This window comes from Alteromonas sp. ABM1_013 (genome assembly GCF_056160505.1).
Genome location: NZ_JBSWXH010000002.1, coordinates 825,589 through 841,115, shown reverse-complemented (window position 1 = coordinate 841,115; position 15,527 = coordinate 825,589). Strand labels below are relative to the sequence as shown.

General features: G+C 45.0%; 13 protein-coding genes. 4 read left to right on the top strand and 9 right to left on the bottom strand.

Translation table 11 applies throughout. From position 1 onward, the window contains the following. Positions 1-3: 3 nt before the first annotated feature. The 7 genes from ribH to lpxD form a co-directional block, all read right to left on the bottom strand. A complete protein-coding gene (gene ribH / locus ACXAGK_RS08270) occupies positions 4-477 on the bottom strand; it encodes a 6,7-dimethyl-8-ribityllumazine synthase (protein WP_025255832.1) in 474 nt (157 codons plus the stop codon). A gap of 284 nt (positions 478-761) precedes the next feature. Further along, positions 762-1,862 carry a bifunctional 3,4-dihydroxy-2-butanone-4-phosphate synthase/GTP cyclohydrolase II gene (gene ribBA, locus ACXAGK_RS08265; protein ID WP_474855545.1) on the bottom strand — a complete coding sequence of 367 codons (1,101 nt, stop codon included), beginning with the start codon at positions 1,860-1,862 and terminating at the stop codon, positions 762-764. Between the two features lie 20 nt (positions 1,863-1,882). Beyond that, entirely contained in the window at positions 1,883-2,545 is a 663-nt protein-coding gene (locus ACXAGK_RS08260) for a riboflavin synthase (protein ID WP_474805827.1), read from the bottom strand. A gap of 20 nt (positions 2,546-2,565) precedes the next feature. Continuing rightward, entirely contained in the window at positions 2,566-3,705 is a 1,140-nt protein-coding gene (gene ribD / locus ACXAGK_RS08255) for a bifunctional diaminohydroxyphosphoribosylaminopyrimidine deaminase/5-amino-6-(5-phosphoribosylamino)uracil reductase RibD (protein ID WP_474855543.1), read from the bottom strand. A 50-nt stretch (positions 3,706-3,755) separates the two neighbouring features. After that, complete coding sequence (nrdR, locus tag ACXAGK_RS08250) at positions 3,756-4,205, bottom strand: transcriptional regulator NrdR (protein ID WP_012517538.1); 450 nt, start codon at positions 4,203-4,205, stop codon at positions 3,756-3,758. A 98-nt stretch (positions 4,206-4,303) separates the two neighbouring features. Continuing rightward, positions 4,304-5,560: a serine hydroxymethyltransferase gene (gene glyA, locus ACXAGK_RS08245; protein WP_474805825.1), complete on the bottom strand. Its 1,257-nt coding sequence runs from the start codon at positions 5,558-5,560 to the stop codon at positions 4,304-4,306. Positions 5,561-5,714: 154 nt separating this feature from the next. Further along, on the bottom strand, positions 5,715-6,743 hold the full coding sequence (lpxD, locus tag ACXAGK_RS08240) for a UDP-3-O-(3-hydroxymyristoyl)glucosamine N-acyltransferase (protein ID WP_474855541.1): 1,029 nt from the start codon (positions 6,741-6,743) through the stop codon (positions 5,715-5,717). Positions 6,744-7,043: 300 nt separating this feature from the next. Here lpxD and ettA point away from each other — a divergent pair, with 300 nt between their 5' ends. Next, entirely contained in the window at positions 7,044-8,711 is a 1,668-nt protein-coding gene (ettA, locus tag ACXAGK_RS08235; RefSeq protein ID WP_474855539.1) for an energy-dependent translational throttle protein EttA, read from the top strand. A gap of 152 nt (positions 8,712-8,863) precedes the next feature. Next, complete coding sequence (locus ACXAGK_RS08230; RefSeq protein ID WP_474855537.1) at positions 8,864-9,271, top strand: PilZ domain-containing protein; 408 nt, start codon at positions 8,864-8,866, stop codon at positions 9,269-9,271. 125 nt (positions 9,272-9,396) lie between these two features. On the opposite strand, the gene radA is transcribed toward ACXAGK_RS08230, so the two are convergent. Then, positions 9,397-10,764: a DNA repair protein RadA gene (gene radA / locus ACXAGK_RS08225; RefSeq protein ID WP_461851788.1), complete on the bottom strand. Its 1,368-nt coding sequence runs from the start codon at positions 10,762-10,764 to the stop codon at positions 9,397-9,399. A 189-nt stretch (positions 10,765-10,953) separates the two neighbouring features. On the opposite strand from radA, the gene ACXAGK_RS08220 reads away from it, so the two are divergent. Continuing rightward, positions 10,954-13,479 carry a PilZ domain-containing protein gene (locus ACXAGK_RS08220; RefSeq protein ID WP_474855534.1) on the top strand — a complete coding sequence of 842 codons (2,526 nt, stop codon included), beginning with the start codon at positions 10,954-10,956 and terminating at the stop codon, positions 13,477-13,479. Positions 13,480-13,690: 211 nt separating this feature from the next. Here ACXAGK_RS08220 and serB read toward each other — a convergent pair whose 3' ends face one another. After that, positions 13,691-14,674, bottom strand: a complete 984-nt coding sequence (gene serB, locus ACXAGK_RS08215; protein WP_474855533.1) for a phosphoserine phosphatase SerB — start codon at positions 14,672-14,674, stop codon at positions 13,691-13,693. Positions 14,675-14,926: 252 nt separating this feature from the next. Between serB and ACXAGK_RS08210 the strand changes: the two genes are divergently transcribed. Further along, on the top strand, positions 14,927-15,508 hold the full coding sequence (locus ACXAGK_RS08210; protein ID WP_474855531.1) for a hypothetical protein: 582 nt from the start codon (positions 14,927-14,929) through the stop codon (positions 15,506-15,508). The last annotated feature ends 19 nt before the right edge of the window (positions 15,509-15,527 follow it).

Sequence of the window (15,527 nt, the reverse complement as noted above, 5' to 3'; positions counted from 1 at the left end):
ACCTTAAAGCTTTTCAACAGCATCGATAACGTTAACCATTTCTAGCGCGCCAAGTGCAGCTTCTGCACCCTTATTGCCCGCTTTGGTTCCCGAACGCTCGATAGCTTGTTCAATTGAATCTGTTGTGATTACGCCAAATGATACAGGTACGCCGTATTCAAGTGATACTTGCGCAAGACCTTTGTTGCTCTCGCCTGCTACGAAATCAAAGTGTGGCGTGCCGCCACGAATAACTGCACCAAGAGCGATGATGGCGTCAAATGACTTCTTCTCAGCTAATTTCTTAGCAATGACAGGTAACTCGTAAGCACCAGGTACACGTACTACCGTGATATCGTCATCGCTTACTTCACCGTGACGCTCTAGCGTGTCTAACGCACCTTCTAGTAAGCTTTCAACAACAAAGCTATTAAAGCGTGATACAACGATAGCAAACTTCTTACCGGTTGCTCTGATATTACCTTCAATTACCTGCATGGATTCATTCCTCGAGAAAAAACGGCGCGAAGTATACCACAACTACGCCCAAACTAAATCGATTGTTTCTTTAACTTACATTCGTATTTTTGACGCGAGTGGATTGGGCCAACAGGCTCGGTTGTGAACACGCGGTAAATACATCCCTGTACGCTCCGCCACCGCATCCATGCGGTGGAGGGTTCACAACCGAGCCTGCTGTCCCACTCTAGTTCATCAAACCCTCGCGTCAATAGCGCTATTTTTGTGCGCCAAGAGATTCAACAAAGAGCTTGTACCAAGTGCTAGTCGTGCACGTACTCTACAACTTCAAGGCCGTAGCCTGAAAGTGCATGATATTTAATTGGCTTACTAAGAAGTCGCATTTTGTGAACGCCCATTGACGCTAAAATTTGGCTGCCCACACCAATAGTGCGTGACGACCCCTGCCAGTCGGCGCCAGCTGGGCGTTCGCCTCTATCTTCTGCTGCAAAGCGGCGTACTTGGCTCTCAATATGCTCTTCCTTGCCTAATAGCACCAATACGCCACCATCTTCTGAAATTTTACGCATGCCATCTGCAAGTGTCATCGAGCGATGAATACCGCGGGTAGACCCAAGAAGATCACTAAACGTATTGTGTAGGTGAACACGAACAAGCGTCGGCTCATCTTCTTTAATTTCGCCTTTTTTAAGTGCGAAATGAAGTTGGTTGTCGATGCTGTCTTTAAACGTGTGAAGCTCAAAGTCACCATACTCGGTTGGCATATTGCACTGAGCAACCTTCTGTATGGTGGTTTCATTGAGATTGCGATATTCAATTAAATCAGCAATGGTGCCAATTTTAAGGTTGTGTTTTGCCGCAAACTTCTCTAGCTCAGGGCGGCGAGCCATAGTGCCGTCTTCATTAAGAATTTCTACAATAACCCCAGCTGGCTCTAATCCTGCTAAACGCGGCAAGTCTACACCTGCTTCGGTGTGACCTGCGCGATTCAGTACGCCGCCGTCTTTCGCAATTAATGGAAAAATATGACCAGGCTGCACAATATCTGTCGCTTTCGCGTCTTTCGCTACAGCAGCTTTGATTGTTGTCGCACGGTCGGCCGCTGAGATACCAGTGGTAACGCCAGTTGCAGCTTCAATAGACACAGTGAAGTTGGTAGAAAATTGCGCTTCGTTTTTATCAACCATCAAAGGAAGATTTAGCGTGCGGCATCGCTCTTGGGTCATCGGCAAACACACCAAGCCGCGGGCGTGGGTAACCATAAAGTTAATGGCTACTGGCGTGACATGCTCAGCCGCCATGATTAAATCACCTTCGTTTTCCCTATCTTCATCATCCATCAAGATAACCATTTTACCTTGGCGAATGTCTTCAATTATTTCTTGTGTAGTGTTAAATGCCATGTTGTGTGCTTCTTGTAGGGTTATTTTCTTAAAAATCCGTTCTCGGCAAGAAATGCCATGTCGATGCCTTTAGTTGTAGGCTCTGCGGCTTTATCGCCTAGCATTAATCGCTCTAAATAGCGCGCAATAACATCAACCTCTAGGTTTACCGCTGTGCCCACCTTATAGCTTCCCATAATTGTTTCTTGTAACGTATGAGGAATAATCCAAAGCATAAATTCTGCGCCGTTGACTTCGTTAACGGTTAAGCTGATGCCATCGACGGTGATACTGCCTTTGTGCGCAATGTATTTCGCTAGTGCTTCAGGTGCTTTTACCCAGAACTCGACATAGTCTGAGTGTTTGATAATTTGCGTAACCTCGCCCACGCCGTCCACGTGACCTGACACAATATGACCACCTAAACGGTCGCTAGGGCGCATCGCTTTTTCAAGATTAACGGTTGAGCCTGCACTGTAATGTGCAAAGCCAGTTAATTTAATGGTCTCTGCCGATACATCCGCGCAATAATAGTCAGGGCCCATATCAGTCACTGTTAAGCAAACACCATTGGTCGCGATACTGTCGCCAAGTGCGACATCAGACATATCAAGCGTAGGTGACGCAACGGTAAGGCGAATATCGTTGCCTCGGTTATCAAGCTTTTTAATTGTACCTAGCGCTTGAATAATTCCAGTAAACATAAAGTTCCTCTTTAATCGCGTTAACCACGAGTGTTGCTAACATCAGGGCGAAAGATAAGCTTAATATCGTTCCCCACCTGACGATTTTCAATAAGCGAAAGCGAAATACATTCATTTAATGACGTAAACGCTGGCAAATTAACCATACTTATTCCCTTTTCACCTAAAAGCTTAGGCGCTTGGTAACAAATTAGCTCATCCACCAGCCTCTCTTGCAGCAATGCACCGGCTAACCCTGGGCCCGCTTCCACCCATACTTCATTATACTGCTTATCGCCTAATGCCGACATTAGCGAATGTAAGTTGAGCTTACCGTCTTTTTCATCTACCGAAAGATAGTGTTTTGTTGCCGTATCTGGGTGGGGCTGCGAAGTAGCCGTTAAGGTAGTATTGCCGTCGTTAAATAACGTGTAGTCTCGACTAAGCTTGCTCATGCCATCGACAACAACCCGAGCTGGTTGACGGATGTGCTCTAGAGGATAGTCTTCAAACTGAGCCTCTTTTTCTCGCACCAACAGGCTAGGATTATCCGCTTTTACCGTCCCGGAGCCCGTTAACACTACACAGCTTTGCGCGCGATAGCGCTGCACATCTCGCCTTGCCTCGGGTCCAGTAATCCACTGACTTACACCATTTTGAAGGGCTATTTTCCCGTCCAGGCTAATGCCTAATTTCACGCGAACGAAAGGCTTGCCAGTAAGCATGCGTTTGATGAATCCGGGGTTTAATGCTGCAGCTTCTGCAGCCATCACATCGCTGACCACCTCAATACCCGCCTCTTGTAAGATGCTGATACCGTTACCGCATACGTTTGGGTTAGGGTCGGTCATGGCAATAACCACTCGCGCCACTTTTGCTTCAACCAAAGCCACCGCACAAGGCGGTGTGCGGCCAAAATGACTGCATGGCTCAAGGGTAACGTAAGCTGTCGCGCCTTTTGCGCCTTGCGCTCGTGCTTTAGATGCTTGTCTTAATGCGTGTACTTCGGCGTGAGGAGTGCCAGCTTGGATATGATATCCCTGACCTAATAGCTGATTGTTTTCATCAACAATCACACAACCAACGCGGGGGTTAGGAGAAGTGGTATAGCGCCCTTGTTGGGCAAGCTGAATGGCTTTCGCCATCCAAAAATAATCATTTTTAACCGTATCGTGGTTCACTTGGATTCCTGTTGTAGCCCTAAGTGCCTGAGGTTTTGGGTGTGCCCGACCTAGTCCCCTAATCGCGCTATTTCTTCTCCAAATTCACGAATGTCTTCGAAGGAACGATAAACAGAGGCGAACCTGACATAGGCAACTTTGTCGAGTTCTTTTAGGGCTTTCATTATGAGGTTGCCGAGCAATTCGCTACTCACCTCACGTTCCCCCGTTGCACGCAACTGTGACTTCAGTGAAAGGATGCACTGTTCAACTTTTTCAGTGCTAACAGGGCGCTTTTCAAGTGCGCGTTGCAAGCCTGCACGAAGTTTATCTTCATTAAATGGTTCACGTGAACCATCGCGCTTTATCACGCGGGGCATGACGAGCTCAGCACTTTCAAAGGTCGTAAAGCGCTCGTGACACACCATACATTCACGGCGTCTACGCACTTGCTGCCCTTCTGCAACCAAACGAGAATCAATAACTTTTGTTTCTTGTTCTGAACAAAACGGGCAAAACATGAATATTCCTTAAATATTGCGTACTTAGGTATTTAAATTGAACCTAGACTAGTTAGTCCAGCATTAGTACCAAAGTACGCAATAAAACACAAACCTATTTATTTATAAACAGGGAATTGTGCGCAAAGAGCAACCACTTCGTCTTGAACACGCTTAATAACTGACTCATCGCCCATGTTATCTAGAATGTCGCAAATCCATGTTGCTACTTGCTTAGCTTGATCTTCTTTGAAACCTCGGCGAGTAATTGCTGGGCTACCGATACGAAGGCCGCTGGTTACAAACGGTGAACGCGGATCATTTGGCACTGAGTTTTTGTTTACCGTGATGTTTGCTGCGCCTAGCGCCGCGTCTGCATCTTTACCCGTAATGTCCTTGTCGATTAGATCAAGTAGGAACAAGTGGTTGTCAGTACCGCCAGAAACGATGTTATAACCGCGCTCTTGCATTACAGCAACCATAGCTTTCGCGTTTGCAACAACCTGCTGCTGATACACTTTAAACTCTGGTTGTAGCGCTTCTTTAAAGGCAACCGCTTTAGCTGCAATTACGTGGCAAAGTGGGCCACCTTGGTTGCCCGGAAATACAGAGCTGTTTAGCTTTTTGTAAATCGCTTCATCGCCACATGACGATAGGATCAAACCACTACGCGGACCCGCTAGGGTTTTGTGAGTAGTCGTAGTTACCACATGAGCATGAGGAAGCGGGTTTGGATAAACGCCAGCTGCTACTAGACCTGCTACGTGCGCCATATCTACAAGCAAGTATGCGCCCACGCTATCTGCGATTTCGCGGAATTTAGCCCAATCAACAACACCTGAATACGCAGAGAAACCACCGATAATCATTTTCGGCTTGTGCTCTTTAGCTAGCGCTTCCACTTGAGCATAATCAATTTCGCCCGTTTCTTTGTTTAACCCGTACTGTACAGCGTTGTAGGTTTTACCAGAGAAGTTTACGTGCGAACCGTGAGTAAGGTGACCACCTTCAGAAAGGCTCATACCTAGTACCGTATCGCCCGCGTCAAGTAATGCCATGAAAACAGCTGAGTTTGCTTGTGAACCAGCGTGTGGCTGAACATTTGCGTAGTCTGCACCAAATAGCGCTTTTGCACGGTCGATAGCTAGTTGCTCAACAACGTCTACGTGCTCACAACCACCATAGTAACGCTTGCCTGGATAGCCTTCAGCGTATTTGTTAGTAAGCTGCGAACCCTGTGCTTCCATTACACGTGGACTACAGTAGTTCTCAGAGGCAATTAGCTCAATGTGATGTTCTTGACGCTCAACCTCTTTAGACATTGCATCGGCTAATTCAGGATCGAAGTCGGCTATATTCATTTCGCGAGAAAACATGGGGGCTCCTTAACTGCGGTTTTTATATGGCGTTACGCACTGATTGCTCAAATTCGAGCCATATTCTAGTCATTTTCGGTTACTTGTATACCGCTTTATGACCAAATTAATATAAATGGCAAAGGTTTAACGTAATACCTGCGCCAGCGCGAGATCAGACCTGTTTTTCAAGGGCTTTAACACGGTCAAATAAACTACCAATTTTGGCAAGGCGAACCGTATTTTTGCGCCAATCACGGTTGGTTTGTGCTGGCTGGCCTGAAGAATAAACGCCTGGTTCAGTGATATCTTGTACAATCATGGTATAACCAGTCACCTGAACGTTATCACAAATGCTAATGTGACCGTTGATGCCAACTCCACCGCCGATAATAACGTGTTTGCCAATATGACAACTGCCGGCGATACCTGTAGCGCCGCAAATACATGAATGATCACCGATAATACAGTTGTGGCCAATTTGTACTTGGTTATCAATAATAACGTTGGTGCCTAAAATCGTATCTTCCATAGCGCCGCGGTCAATACTGCTGCTCGCACCAATTTGACTGTCGTCACCAATACGAACTGAGCCAGTTTGCGGAATAGGGATCCATACACCTTTATCGTTTGCGTAACCAAAGCCTGCGGCTCCAATTACAGTTTGACTATGAATAGTCACGCGCTTGCCAATAACCACGTCGTGATAAATGGTCACATTTGGATGGATAGTACAGCCTTCTCCAATGTGCGTGCCTCTACGGATAACGGTATTAGCGCCAACCGTGACTCTATCGCCCAGCACCACATTATCTTCAATGATAACGTTGTGTCCTAGCGATACATCACTGCCGATACGTGCAGACGGCGCAATAACCGCTGACTCAGCAATGCCTGTAGCAACCGCTGGCGTGGTATCGAATAATTGAGCGATGAGCGCAAAGGCTGCATGAGGGTTTGCCACAACTAAAGCAGGCACTGGGCTGTCACCTTTAAGGCTCTCGTGCAGAATAACTGCACCTGCATTTGTACCTTTCAACTGTGGTTTATATTTAGGGTTGGTCAGAAACGAAATTTGATGCGATGCTGCACCAGAGAGTGTGCCAACCGCAGAAATAGTGATATTGCCATCACCCTGCACTTCCCCACCTACATGCTTGGCGAGCTCATCCAGACTATATATGCGTTTATTCATAGCGGTCATCTTAATTGCCTGTTCAGAAATATGAATAGTATTGAGTCTATCGCTTTGGGTTCTTTATTGCTTTTTACTAGATCAGTAGCTCACCCTAAAGCCCATGTTTACTCATGCTTATAAAACACAAGTTTACCTTAAATCAACTCACCAACCGATGCATAAATCGATCTTTTTGGAATGAGTGATTAAAATATCGCCAAGCGCAAATACCTAAGCGTAAGTAACTGGCACAAACTACCCTGTTACGAGTAGAATAGACCACAATCACTTTTTTATTTTTCACCGCTTATTCAGCGAGGATACAGCATGGCGCAATACGTTTACAGTATGCATCGCGTGGGCAAAATCGTCCCACCTAATAGACACATTCTAAAAAATATCTCACTTAGCTTTTTCCCAGGCGCCAAAATTGGTGTGCTAGGTCTAAACGGTGCAGGTAAATCTACCTTGCTTCGCATTATGGCCGGCGTAGATACCGACATCGAAGGTGAAGCACGTCCTCAACCAGGTTTAAAGGTGGGCTACCTTCCACAGGAACCTCAGCTTGACGAAACCAAAGATGTTCGTGGCAATATCGAAGAAGCTGTAGCGGATGTTAAGCACGCACTCACGCGCCTAGACGAAGTCTATGCCGCTTATGCAGAAGCAGACGCTGATTTCGACGCCCTAGCTAAAGAGCAAGGTGAGCTAGAAGCTATCATTCAAGCGAAAGATGGCCACAACTTAGAAAATGCCCTAGAGCGCGCTGCAGATGCCCTTCGCCTACCAGCTTGGGATGCGGACGTTAGCAAACTATCTGGTGGTGAGCGTCGCCGCGTTGCCCTTTGCCGCTTACTTTTAGAAAAACCTGAAATGTTGCTTCTTGACGAACCAACTAACCACTTGGACGCAGAATCAGTGGCGTGGCTAGAGCGCTTCCTTCACGATTATGAAGGTACTGTGGTAGCTATTACCCACGATAGATATTTCCTTGATAACGTTGCGGGTTGGATTTTAGAGCTTGACCGAGGTGAAGGTATTCCATGGGAAGGAAACTACTCTTCGTGGTTGGAGCAAAAAGAAAACCGACTAGAGCAAGAAGAACGTACCGAAACAGCGCGTATGAAGAGCATGAAACAGGAACTTGAGTGGGTGCGCTCAAACCCGAAAGGTCGTCATGCTAAAAGTAAAGCCCGTATGGCCCGTTTCGAAGAACTATCTACCAGCGATTACCAAAAGCGTAACGAAACTAACGAGCTTTTCATTCCACCAGGCGAACGCTTAGGCGACAAAGTTATTGAAGTAAGTAATCTGAAAAAGTCTTATGGCGATCGAGTATTAATTGATGATTTAACGTTTAAAGTACCGAAAGGTGCAATCGTGGGTATTGTTGGCCCTAACGGTGCGGGTAAATCAACCTTGTTCAGAATGCTTACTGGCGCTGAGCAATCTGATTCAGGCAACATAGATTTAGGTGATACCGTTCAGATTGCTGCGGTAGAACAGTTCCGCGACCACATGAACGAAGAAAACACTGTGTGGAAAGAAATTTCTGACGAACAAGACATTATCCGCATTGGTAACTTTGAAATTAACAGCCGCGCATACTGTAGCCGCTTTAACTTCAAAGGCACTGACCAGCAGAAATTCATCAAAGACTTGTCAGGTGGTGAGCGTAACCGTGTTCACCTTGCGAAACTGCTTAAAGCAGGCGGCAACGTGTTGCTACTGGATGAGCCAACCAACGACCTAGACGTTGAAACCCTTCGAGCCCTGGAAAACGCGTTGCTGGAATTCCCTGGCTGCGCCATGGTTATCTCGCACGACCGTTGGTTCCTAGACCGCGTGGCAACGCACATCATGGATTACCGCGACGAGGGTAATATCAACTTCTTCGAAGGTAACTACTCTGACTACGAAAGCTGGTTGAAGCAGGAGTTTGGGCAAGATGTGGTTGAACCCCATCGCCTCAAATATAAGCGCATGTCTAAATAACACAAAATCAGATATGTAGTGTGTTATAACTCTGAATTGACACTAAAAGCCGCTATCAACGATAGCGGCTTTTTTATTTGGCGGCTTTTCGTTGCGAACAAGTGCGAATTAGCCAATACTGAGGGCATAGACAAACATTAGGTATATGAGTAATGACAGACAAACGCCAATTCCAACGGGTATCACTTAATGTAAACGGCAAGCTGGCACATAATGACAACAGTATTGATGTGGTAGTTAGCGACGTGTCTCTGCAGGGCATAAAACTCCAAGCAACGGAAACCGCATTATCAAACCTACCTTTCGACAGCCATGAACCTTATGTTGCTACCTTCCAAGCAAATGAAGACAGCCCCGTTATCACCCTTTTAATCTCACAGTTATATCGTCACGCGGACAGCAGACAGGAGCTAGTTTCATTGGGGTGTAAAGTAGAGCGTATGGATGTGGAAAGCATAAGCGCCCTTCGCCGTTTAATCACCTTAAACAGCGATGATGCTAGTATTGAAGATAAAGATCTTAATGCGCTGGTTAATGCGGTTTATCAAGCGCCAAACTAAACTATAAAAATACTACAAGTCTTCGTAAGGCTTCAAAAAAGCCTGTTCCCTTTGACTGCGCAAAAAGCCGTATTCGTTGGTCTTCTTGCGCCTTTCCGACCGCTTTAACATTAATGCCTTTCGCTTTATTCCAAGGCATCTAATGCTTCAGAAAGTCGAGCCACGGGCACGACTTTCATGCCATTAATAGCTTGTTTCGGCGCGTTGGCTTTAGGCACAATAGCGCGTTTAAAGCCATGTTTTGCTGCTTCAATAATGCGCTCTGTTCCATTGGGAACCGGACGAATTTCACCGGCTAGCCCCACTTCACCAAACACGATCAAGTCTCGCGGTAATGAACGGTTTCTAAAGCTGGAAATCATCGCCAGTAATAACGCCAAGTCTGCACTGGTTTCAGAGACGCGTACACCGCCTACTACGTTCACAAATACGTCTTGGTCGTTCATTTGTACATTACCGTGACGGTGAAGTACTGCTAACAGCATGGACAAACGATTTTGATCTAGGCCTACAGCTATCCGTCTTGGGTTAGACATCTGCGAATAATCCACTAACGCTTGTATTTCAACAAGTAACGGTCGGGTGCCCTCCCAAATGACCATAACACTCGACCCTGGCGTTTCATTTTCACCACGACTTAAGAAAATAGCTGAAGGATTACTTACCTCTTTCAAACCTTTTTCCGTCATGGCAAATACACCCAACTCGTTTACTGCACCGAAGCGGTTTTTGTGGCTGCGCAAAGTACGGTAACGACCATCACTTTCCCCTTCCAGCATCATTGAGCTATCGATACAGTGCTCAAGTACTTTTGGGCCAGCTAAGTTACCGTCTTTCGTTACGTGGCCAACAATAAACATGGCAATGTGATTTTGTTTGGCAAAGCGCGTTAAATACGCCGCGCTTTCCCTTACTTGGGATACGCTGCCCGGCGCAGATTGAACATCTGACACATGCATGACCTGAATAGAGTCGATAACCATAATTTTAGGCTTTTTCGTAAGCGCTAAATCGCAGATGGTTTCCACGTTAGTTTCGGCTAACATCATCAATTTATCGTCAGGAAGGTTTAAACGCTTAGCTCGCATTGCAACCTGCTGAAGAGACTCTTCCCCTGTCACATAAAGTGCAGTTTCGCTTTTTGCCATCTGACACATCACTTGGAGTAAAAGTGTACTTTTACCTGCACCTGGCGACCCACCGATTAGCATAGCTGCACCAGGGACAATGCCACCACCTAGCACTCTATCCAGCTCTTTAAACGTTGAAGAAAAACGTGGAAGCGATTCCAAATCTATTGCGTTTAAGGTTTCGATTTTGGCGGCGGTTTGCCCTGCATACCCTGATGTAGTTTGGCGCGCGACACTTTTAGCACTTGCAACCACAAACTCACTTATCGTGTTCCACGCTTTACACTCCGAACACTGCCCTTGCCATCGAGGAAACTCGGCCCCGCAGTCAGAACACACATAAGCAGTTTTACGTTTTGCCATATTCCAGTTTTATCCATTGCTTAAAAAGAGTATTCTAACACTTAATAACAGCGAATTAAGCACAATCCCAAGGTCAGTTTTTGTTCAGAAAAACAACCAAAATATAAAACAAACTTACACGTTAATGAGTTTTGCTGATTTGCCGATAACAACTAAAATAATGATACTAAACAACAAAGTTGCGCATTCATGAGTCAAGATTTAAAGCAATATGCTGACATTATTGAACAGCTAAAGCCTATGGTTAATGAGCCTGAATTTAACCAGGTATTGCTTCAAACTGCTTCTGACGTTCCAAAAGAAAAACGCTTTCTAATTAAAATGGAAGTAAAGCGTTTAGCTAAACCTTGCATGCGTACCATAGATTTGCGCGGCCATGTCGACGGAAAGTGCAAAAAGTATGTGCACGAAGGTAGAAGCCACTACATGGATGACGTGGCTGTTGATAAGTTTGAAGAACAACTGCGCGTATTTGGTCGATACACTTACGGTGTGTACGAGGCCGTTCAAAATACTGAGAATAACTTCCGCCTAATGCGAGAAAAAGAGCTTGCTCAAGAGCGCGCAGATAAAGAAAACCCCGAAGTTAAAAAACGTTCTGCGGTTTTAGAACAATTTAAAGTTCCCACAGTAAACCTTCTCGACTATAGGCAGCGCAATACAGAGCGCATGAACTTCGCGGTTGCCGTAGAAATATTTAACAGTGAGAACCGCTCTATGCGAGGCTTAAGCGTAGATATTTCTCTTGAAGGCCTTCAGATAAAATTGTCTAAAGACGCCTTTTTCAAAAAAGGCGAAACGCTCTTCATTTACTTCAGAGGGCTAGAAAACGAGTTTGCCATGGATAAGAAAAATGGCATTGCTTACAAACTAGTAAAAATCATTACGAAAAATGATGTTAACTATTTAGCTTTACAGCGCGATAAGACTCATCCAAGCCCAGCATTCGATAAGTTCCTAGAAAGCTTCATACACGGCAATAAACGCCGCTATAAAGTAAATATGACAAACACCATCGAAGCGATAACCAGTAAGACCTGTGAACAGTATTTTTCACCTCGTAGCCCTACGCTTCCCGTTTTTATCGACGTCGTCAACGAAACTTTGGTGCCACGCTATGCGATGGTAAATGAAGTAAACCGAGAAACGGTACAGTATTGGCAAGACGAAGAGGAAAACTGTCGTCTTAATTTCTTGTTATCGCAAGAAAGACTGACTCGGTTACTAAACAAATCTGACGAAGTTCGTGAAATATTTGTCTTCAGCTTTACTCATTTGCACACAGATAAAGTTTATTTTTACTCAGCCTCTTATGAAGAGTTACTGCAAAAAGAGGTCTTATCCCGTGTATTTTTGGGTTTTGGCTCAAGAAAAGCGAGTTGGCGAGTTTTTAAAATAACCCTGACAGACATGGTCCCAGAACAAGCGCATATTCCGCTTTCTATCCCAGACTCCGTTGGCAATAAAGTTAAAAAGCTTAATACACCGCCTTCTGCTCGTTTAATGTCAAAACTTAAAAACCTGCGTTATCTCGCTCATGTTACAGACGTGACCTCAGTAACAGGGCAAGAGACGTACAACGAACTTAAGTTTAATCGCGACAACCTTGCGCATTTAAGGATCTTTGGCCACCCAAGGAATCGTGCAGCATCTAACATTCATATTGTCCGTTTTAAGTACGAAGAGCAGCGCATTGAAAGCCGTTACCAGCTAAGGACACAAATTGAAGCAAGGTTTAATGGCGAATCGACGGTCCATAGAGGCATCAGCGAAGACATCTCAGTTCACGGATTAGGTCTTCGTGTTGAGCTGGCAAAAGATTATAAAGGTAGTTTGGAAGGAAGAGTAGAAGTTGCCTTTCCTCGGCTTCAGGAAATAGCGAACAACTTCGACGTAATGCACCTTCAGTATGAAATTATTTATCATAATGTCGAAAAGAATATCCTCCACCTGAAGACAGCAACTGGCGACGAGGGCAAAAGTGCTCGCAACTTTTTTGAAGAATTAATCAAAAAGAACAAGGCCAACCTTAAAGTCGATAACGATGAAGAAGAAGTAGAGGGAATAGGGCAAGCTCTGCGTTGTATAAATGCAAGAAACGCGACCTCCTTATCTTTTCTCATGAGTAAAGAAGGTGTTCGCTATACTCCGCAGGCGTGTATTGTTGGAAAACAAGACGAACGCATCACTACCCTTACCACGCAATACGCAGAACGCGGTAAAGTAAATTTAGAGTTTTTGTTTAGAGATAGAAAGCAAGATTCTCCTTTCGTACAAAGTGGTATCAAAGCAGTTAAGCTTGAGAATATGCCCTTGCGACAAGAGCTATTCATATCTTTCGATGCGTCTCAAAAAGAGCCGCGAATGGCGATCATTCCTCGTTACTCACATAAGTTTGAAAGCAATGAACAACGCCGTGCATTTATCAGAGAAGCCATGGTGCGCGGTCAGTTTGTCGCTATACACGTTATGCTAACCACAACTGGCAAGCCTGACTTGACCATGCTGCAAACAGAAATTAACTACGTCACCATGTACGCCATGCACAGAGCTCGTGAGTTAGAAAAGAAAATGTGGAGTATTGCCGCCTGTTCCCATCTTGTCGATGTCACCGATGAGGTTCTCATAAGATATGGCTTTACTATGCAAGACATTACGGCGAATAAAACGCTAAAAAGTGCAGTACAACCTAGAGCCATGGTTACCAACGCTTAAGTAAGACGCAGTATTTTAACGTACATATTCAGGTCTGCGCTTAGAAAAACTAAGCACAAATCTCAAATGTGTTTAAGCGCCAATTATTTTAACAACTGGCGCTTATATATCAGTCCGCACAGATAATTGCCCACTCCAAAGGCGCTGGCAAGTTTCCTAGCAAAGCGTGGGAAAGCAGGAATAGCTGTTTCCTTTCAAATTCCTTTAGCGTCTATTTATCTAAGAAATAAAGAAGGCTGTGCAGACTACCAATGCGTACGGCTACGTCCGCTTTCTCATTTACTAGAGGTTTGCCGTGACATGCAACGCCTAAGGCTGATTCAGCCATCATCACCAAGTCGTTCGCCCCATCGCCCATGGCAACGGTTTGGCTCGATGGTATTTGCCACTTTTCAGACAGCGCTTTTACCGTGCGAGCTTTTACATCAGCATTAATAATTTCGCCTTCCACTTTTCCCGTTAAGTGCCCGTCTTTTACAGAAAGCGTGTTGGATATCGCATAGTCCAGTCCCAGCCTTGCTTTTAAGTGGTCAGCAAAGAAAGTAAAGCCACCCGATGCGATAGCGAGTTTCCAGTTATTCGCTTTTAAATGCTTAAGCAGAGTCTGAATACCAAGCATAATAGGGATGCTGTCACGGATTTGATTAAGGTGGTCAATGGGTACCCCTTCTAAACACGCCACTCTATGCGTTAAGCTATCGTTAAAGGCAATTTCTCCACGCATTGCTCTTGCGGTCACTTCGGCAACCTGTTCACCCACACCCGCCAGTTTTGCTATTTCATCAATACATTCTATGGCAATAACCGTGCTGTCCATATCCATAACCAGCAGTCCGGGTTCAGACAAAGACGGCCGCGAGGTTTGCAGTCCAACATCAAGGTTGTAAGCATCACTGACATCACCAAGTAAAGACTTTATTTGCTCAGGCTTTGCGTTAATTACCTGCCCTCTTATTTCGATAGCATCATCTCCCATTTGCTGATGCAAATGATGAAACGCAGCACTTACTGGCAAGAATACGTTTTTGAGTTTATCTAATACGCCTTTTAATAAATAAGGGGTTATAGCTTGTCCGATTACAGTTAGCGTATGGGAATACGCTTGCGTATTGTGCTCAGCGCTGACAATGTTTGCCAGGTATGAAGCTAGATGAATATCGTCATTATTGATTTCGATGGTGAATATGTCTTTCATAACGCACACAGAGACTGTGGTAATTGGCAAATGATGCGCTAATGCTAACCAATTAGGCTAACTAATAAAATATCCCCTTTAAAATTATTTAGATTTCCCCTACTGTTAGGCAAATCATAGCAATTATGGAATTACGCATTGTTAAACGTGCTGAGCAAAGCCCCTTCACAATCAAAAAGCAATTCGCACTCACTTTACACAGCGTTAAAAAGACTATTTCACACGCTGATTGTAAGTACGGTATTTGCGCTGGTGATTGTATTGATACTTTTGCTGCAGCAATACCAAAGTGATTGGCTAACGGTGCAAACTCGTTTTTCTGGGGAGAGTATCGCAAGGCAGTACGCTAAACTACTTCGCCCCGCATTTGAAGCTGAGCAAGAAGCCAATCAAGCAAGCGAAGAAGGTTCTGACTCTTCACTATCGAGTACCCTTGCCCAACGAAACTACATTGAAAGTGTTGCCACCGTTTTAGTGAACGAGCCACATATTCTTGCTCTATCAGTGTTTGATAAAGACGGAAGGTACATTGCGCCTTTACCTCAAATTGAAAGCGTTGTGTCGATGAGCCAGTCTCAAGGTGTGACGCCGCTCACCTATGTCGGGGTGATCACCGACAACAATGATAATGTATTAGGCTATGTAAACATTCATATGGATACGCAGACAATCTTAGAAAGTCCCCTTGCCCTGCGTTATCAATTGGCGTTAATTGCGTGTATTTTGGTGTTTTTGGCTTTAATGTTAGGCATTTACCTGACGCGGGCGTTTTATAAATCTCGCCCTTGGTTTATACAAGCCATCGAATCTATGAGAAAGAACAAAGATACGTAAGCAGGTATCCACGATACTT

What these genes read in the sequence shown, in the direction of transcription:
- ribH (WP_025255832.1), bottom strand. Translation starts at nt 477, where the DNA reads ATGCAGGTAATTGAAGGTAATATCAGAGCAACCGGTAAGAAGTTTGCT.
- ribBA (WP_474855545.1), bottom strand. Translation starts at nt 1,862, where the DNA reads ATGGCATTTAACACTACACAAGAAATAATTGAAGACATTCGCCAAGGT.
- ACXAGK_RS08260 (WP_474805827.1), bottom strand. Translation starts at nt 2,545, where the DNA reads ATGTTTACTGGAATTATTCAAGCGCTAGGTACAATTAAAAAGCTTGAT.
- nrdR (WP_012517538.1), bottom strand. Translation starts at nt 4,205, where the DNA reads ATGTTTTGCCCGTTTTGTTCAGAACAAGAAACAAAAGTTATTGATTCT.
- glyA (WP_474805825.1), bottom strand. Translation starts at nt 5,560, where the DNA reads ATGTTTTCTCGCGAAATGAATATAGCCGACTTCGATCCTGAATTAGCC.
- lpxD (WP_474855541.1), bottom strand. Translation starts at nt 6,743, where the DNA reads ATGACCGCTATGAATAAACGCATATATAGTCTGGATGAGCTCGCCAAG.
- ettA (WP_474855539.1), top strand. Translation starts at nt 7,044, where the DNA reads ATGGCGCAATACGTTTACAGTATGCATCGCGTGGGCAAAATCGTCCCA.
- ACXAGK_RS08230 (WP_474855537.1), top strand. Translation starts at nt 8,864, where the DNA reads ATGACAGACAAACGCCAATTCCAACGGGTATCACTTAATGTAAACGGC.
- radA (WP_461851788.1), bottom strand. Translation starts at nt 10,764, where the DNA reads ATGGCAAAACGTAAAACTGCTTATGTGTGTTCTGACTGCGGGGCCGAG.
- ACXAGK_RS08220 (WP_474855534.1), top strand. Translation starts at nt 10,954, where the DNA reads ATGAGTCAAGATTTAAAGCAATATGCTGACATTATTGAACAGCTAAAG.
- serB (WP_474855533.1), bottom strand. Translation starts at nt 14,674, where the DNA reads ATGAAAGACATATTCACCATCGAAATCAATAATGACGATATTCATCTA.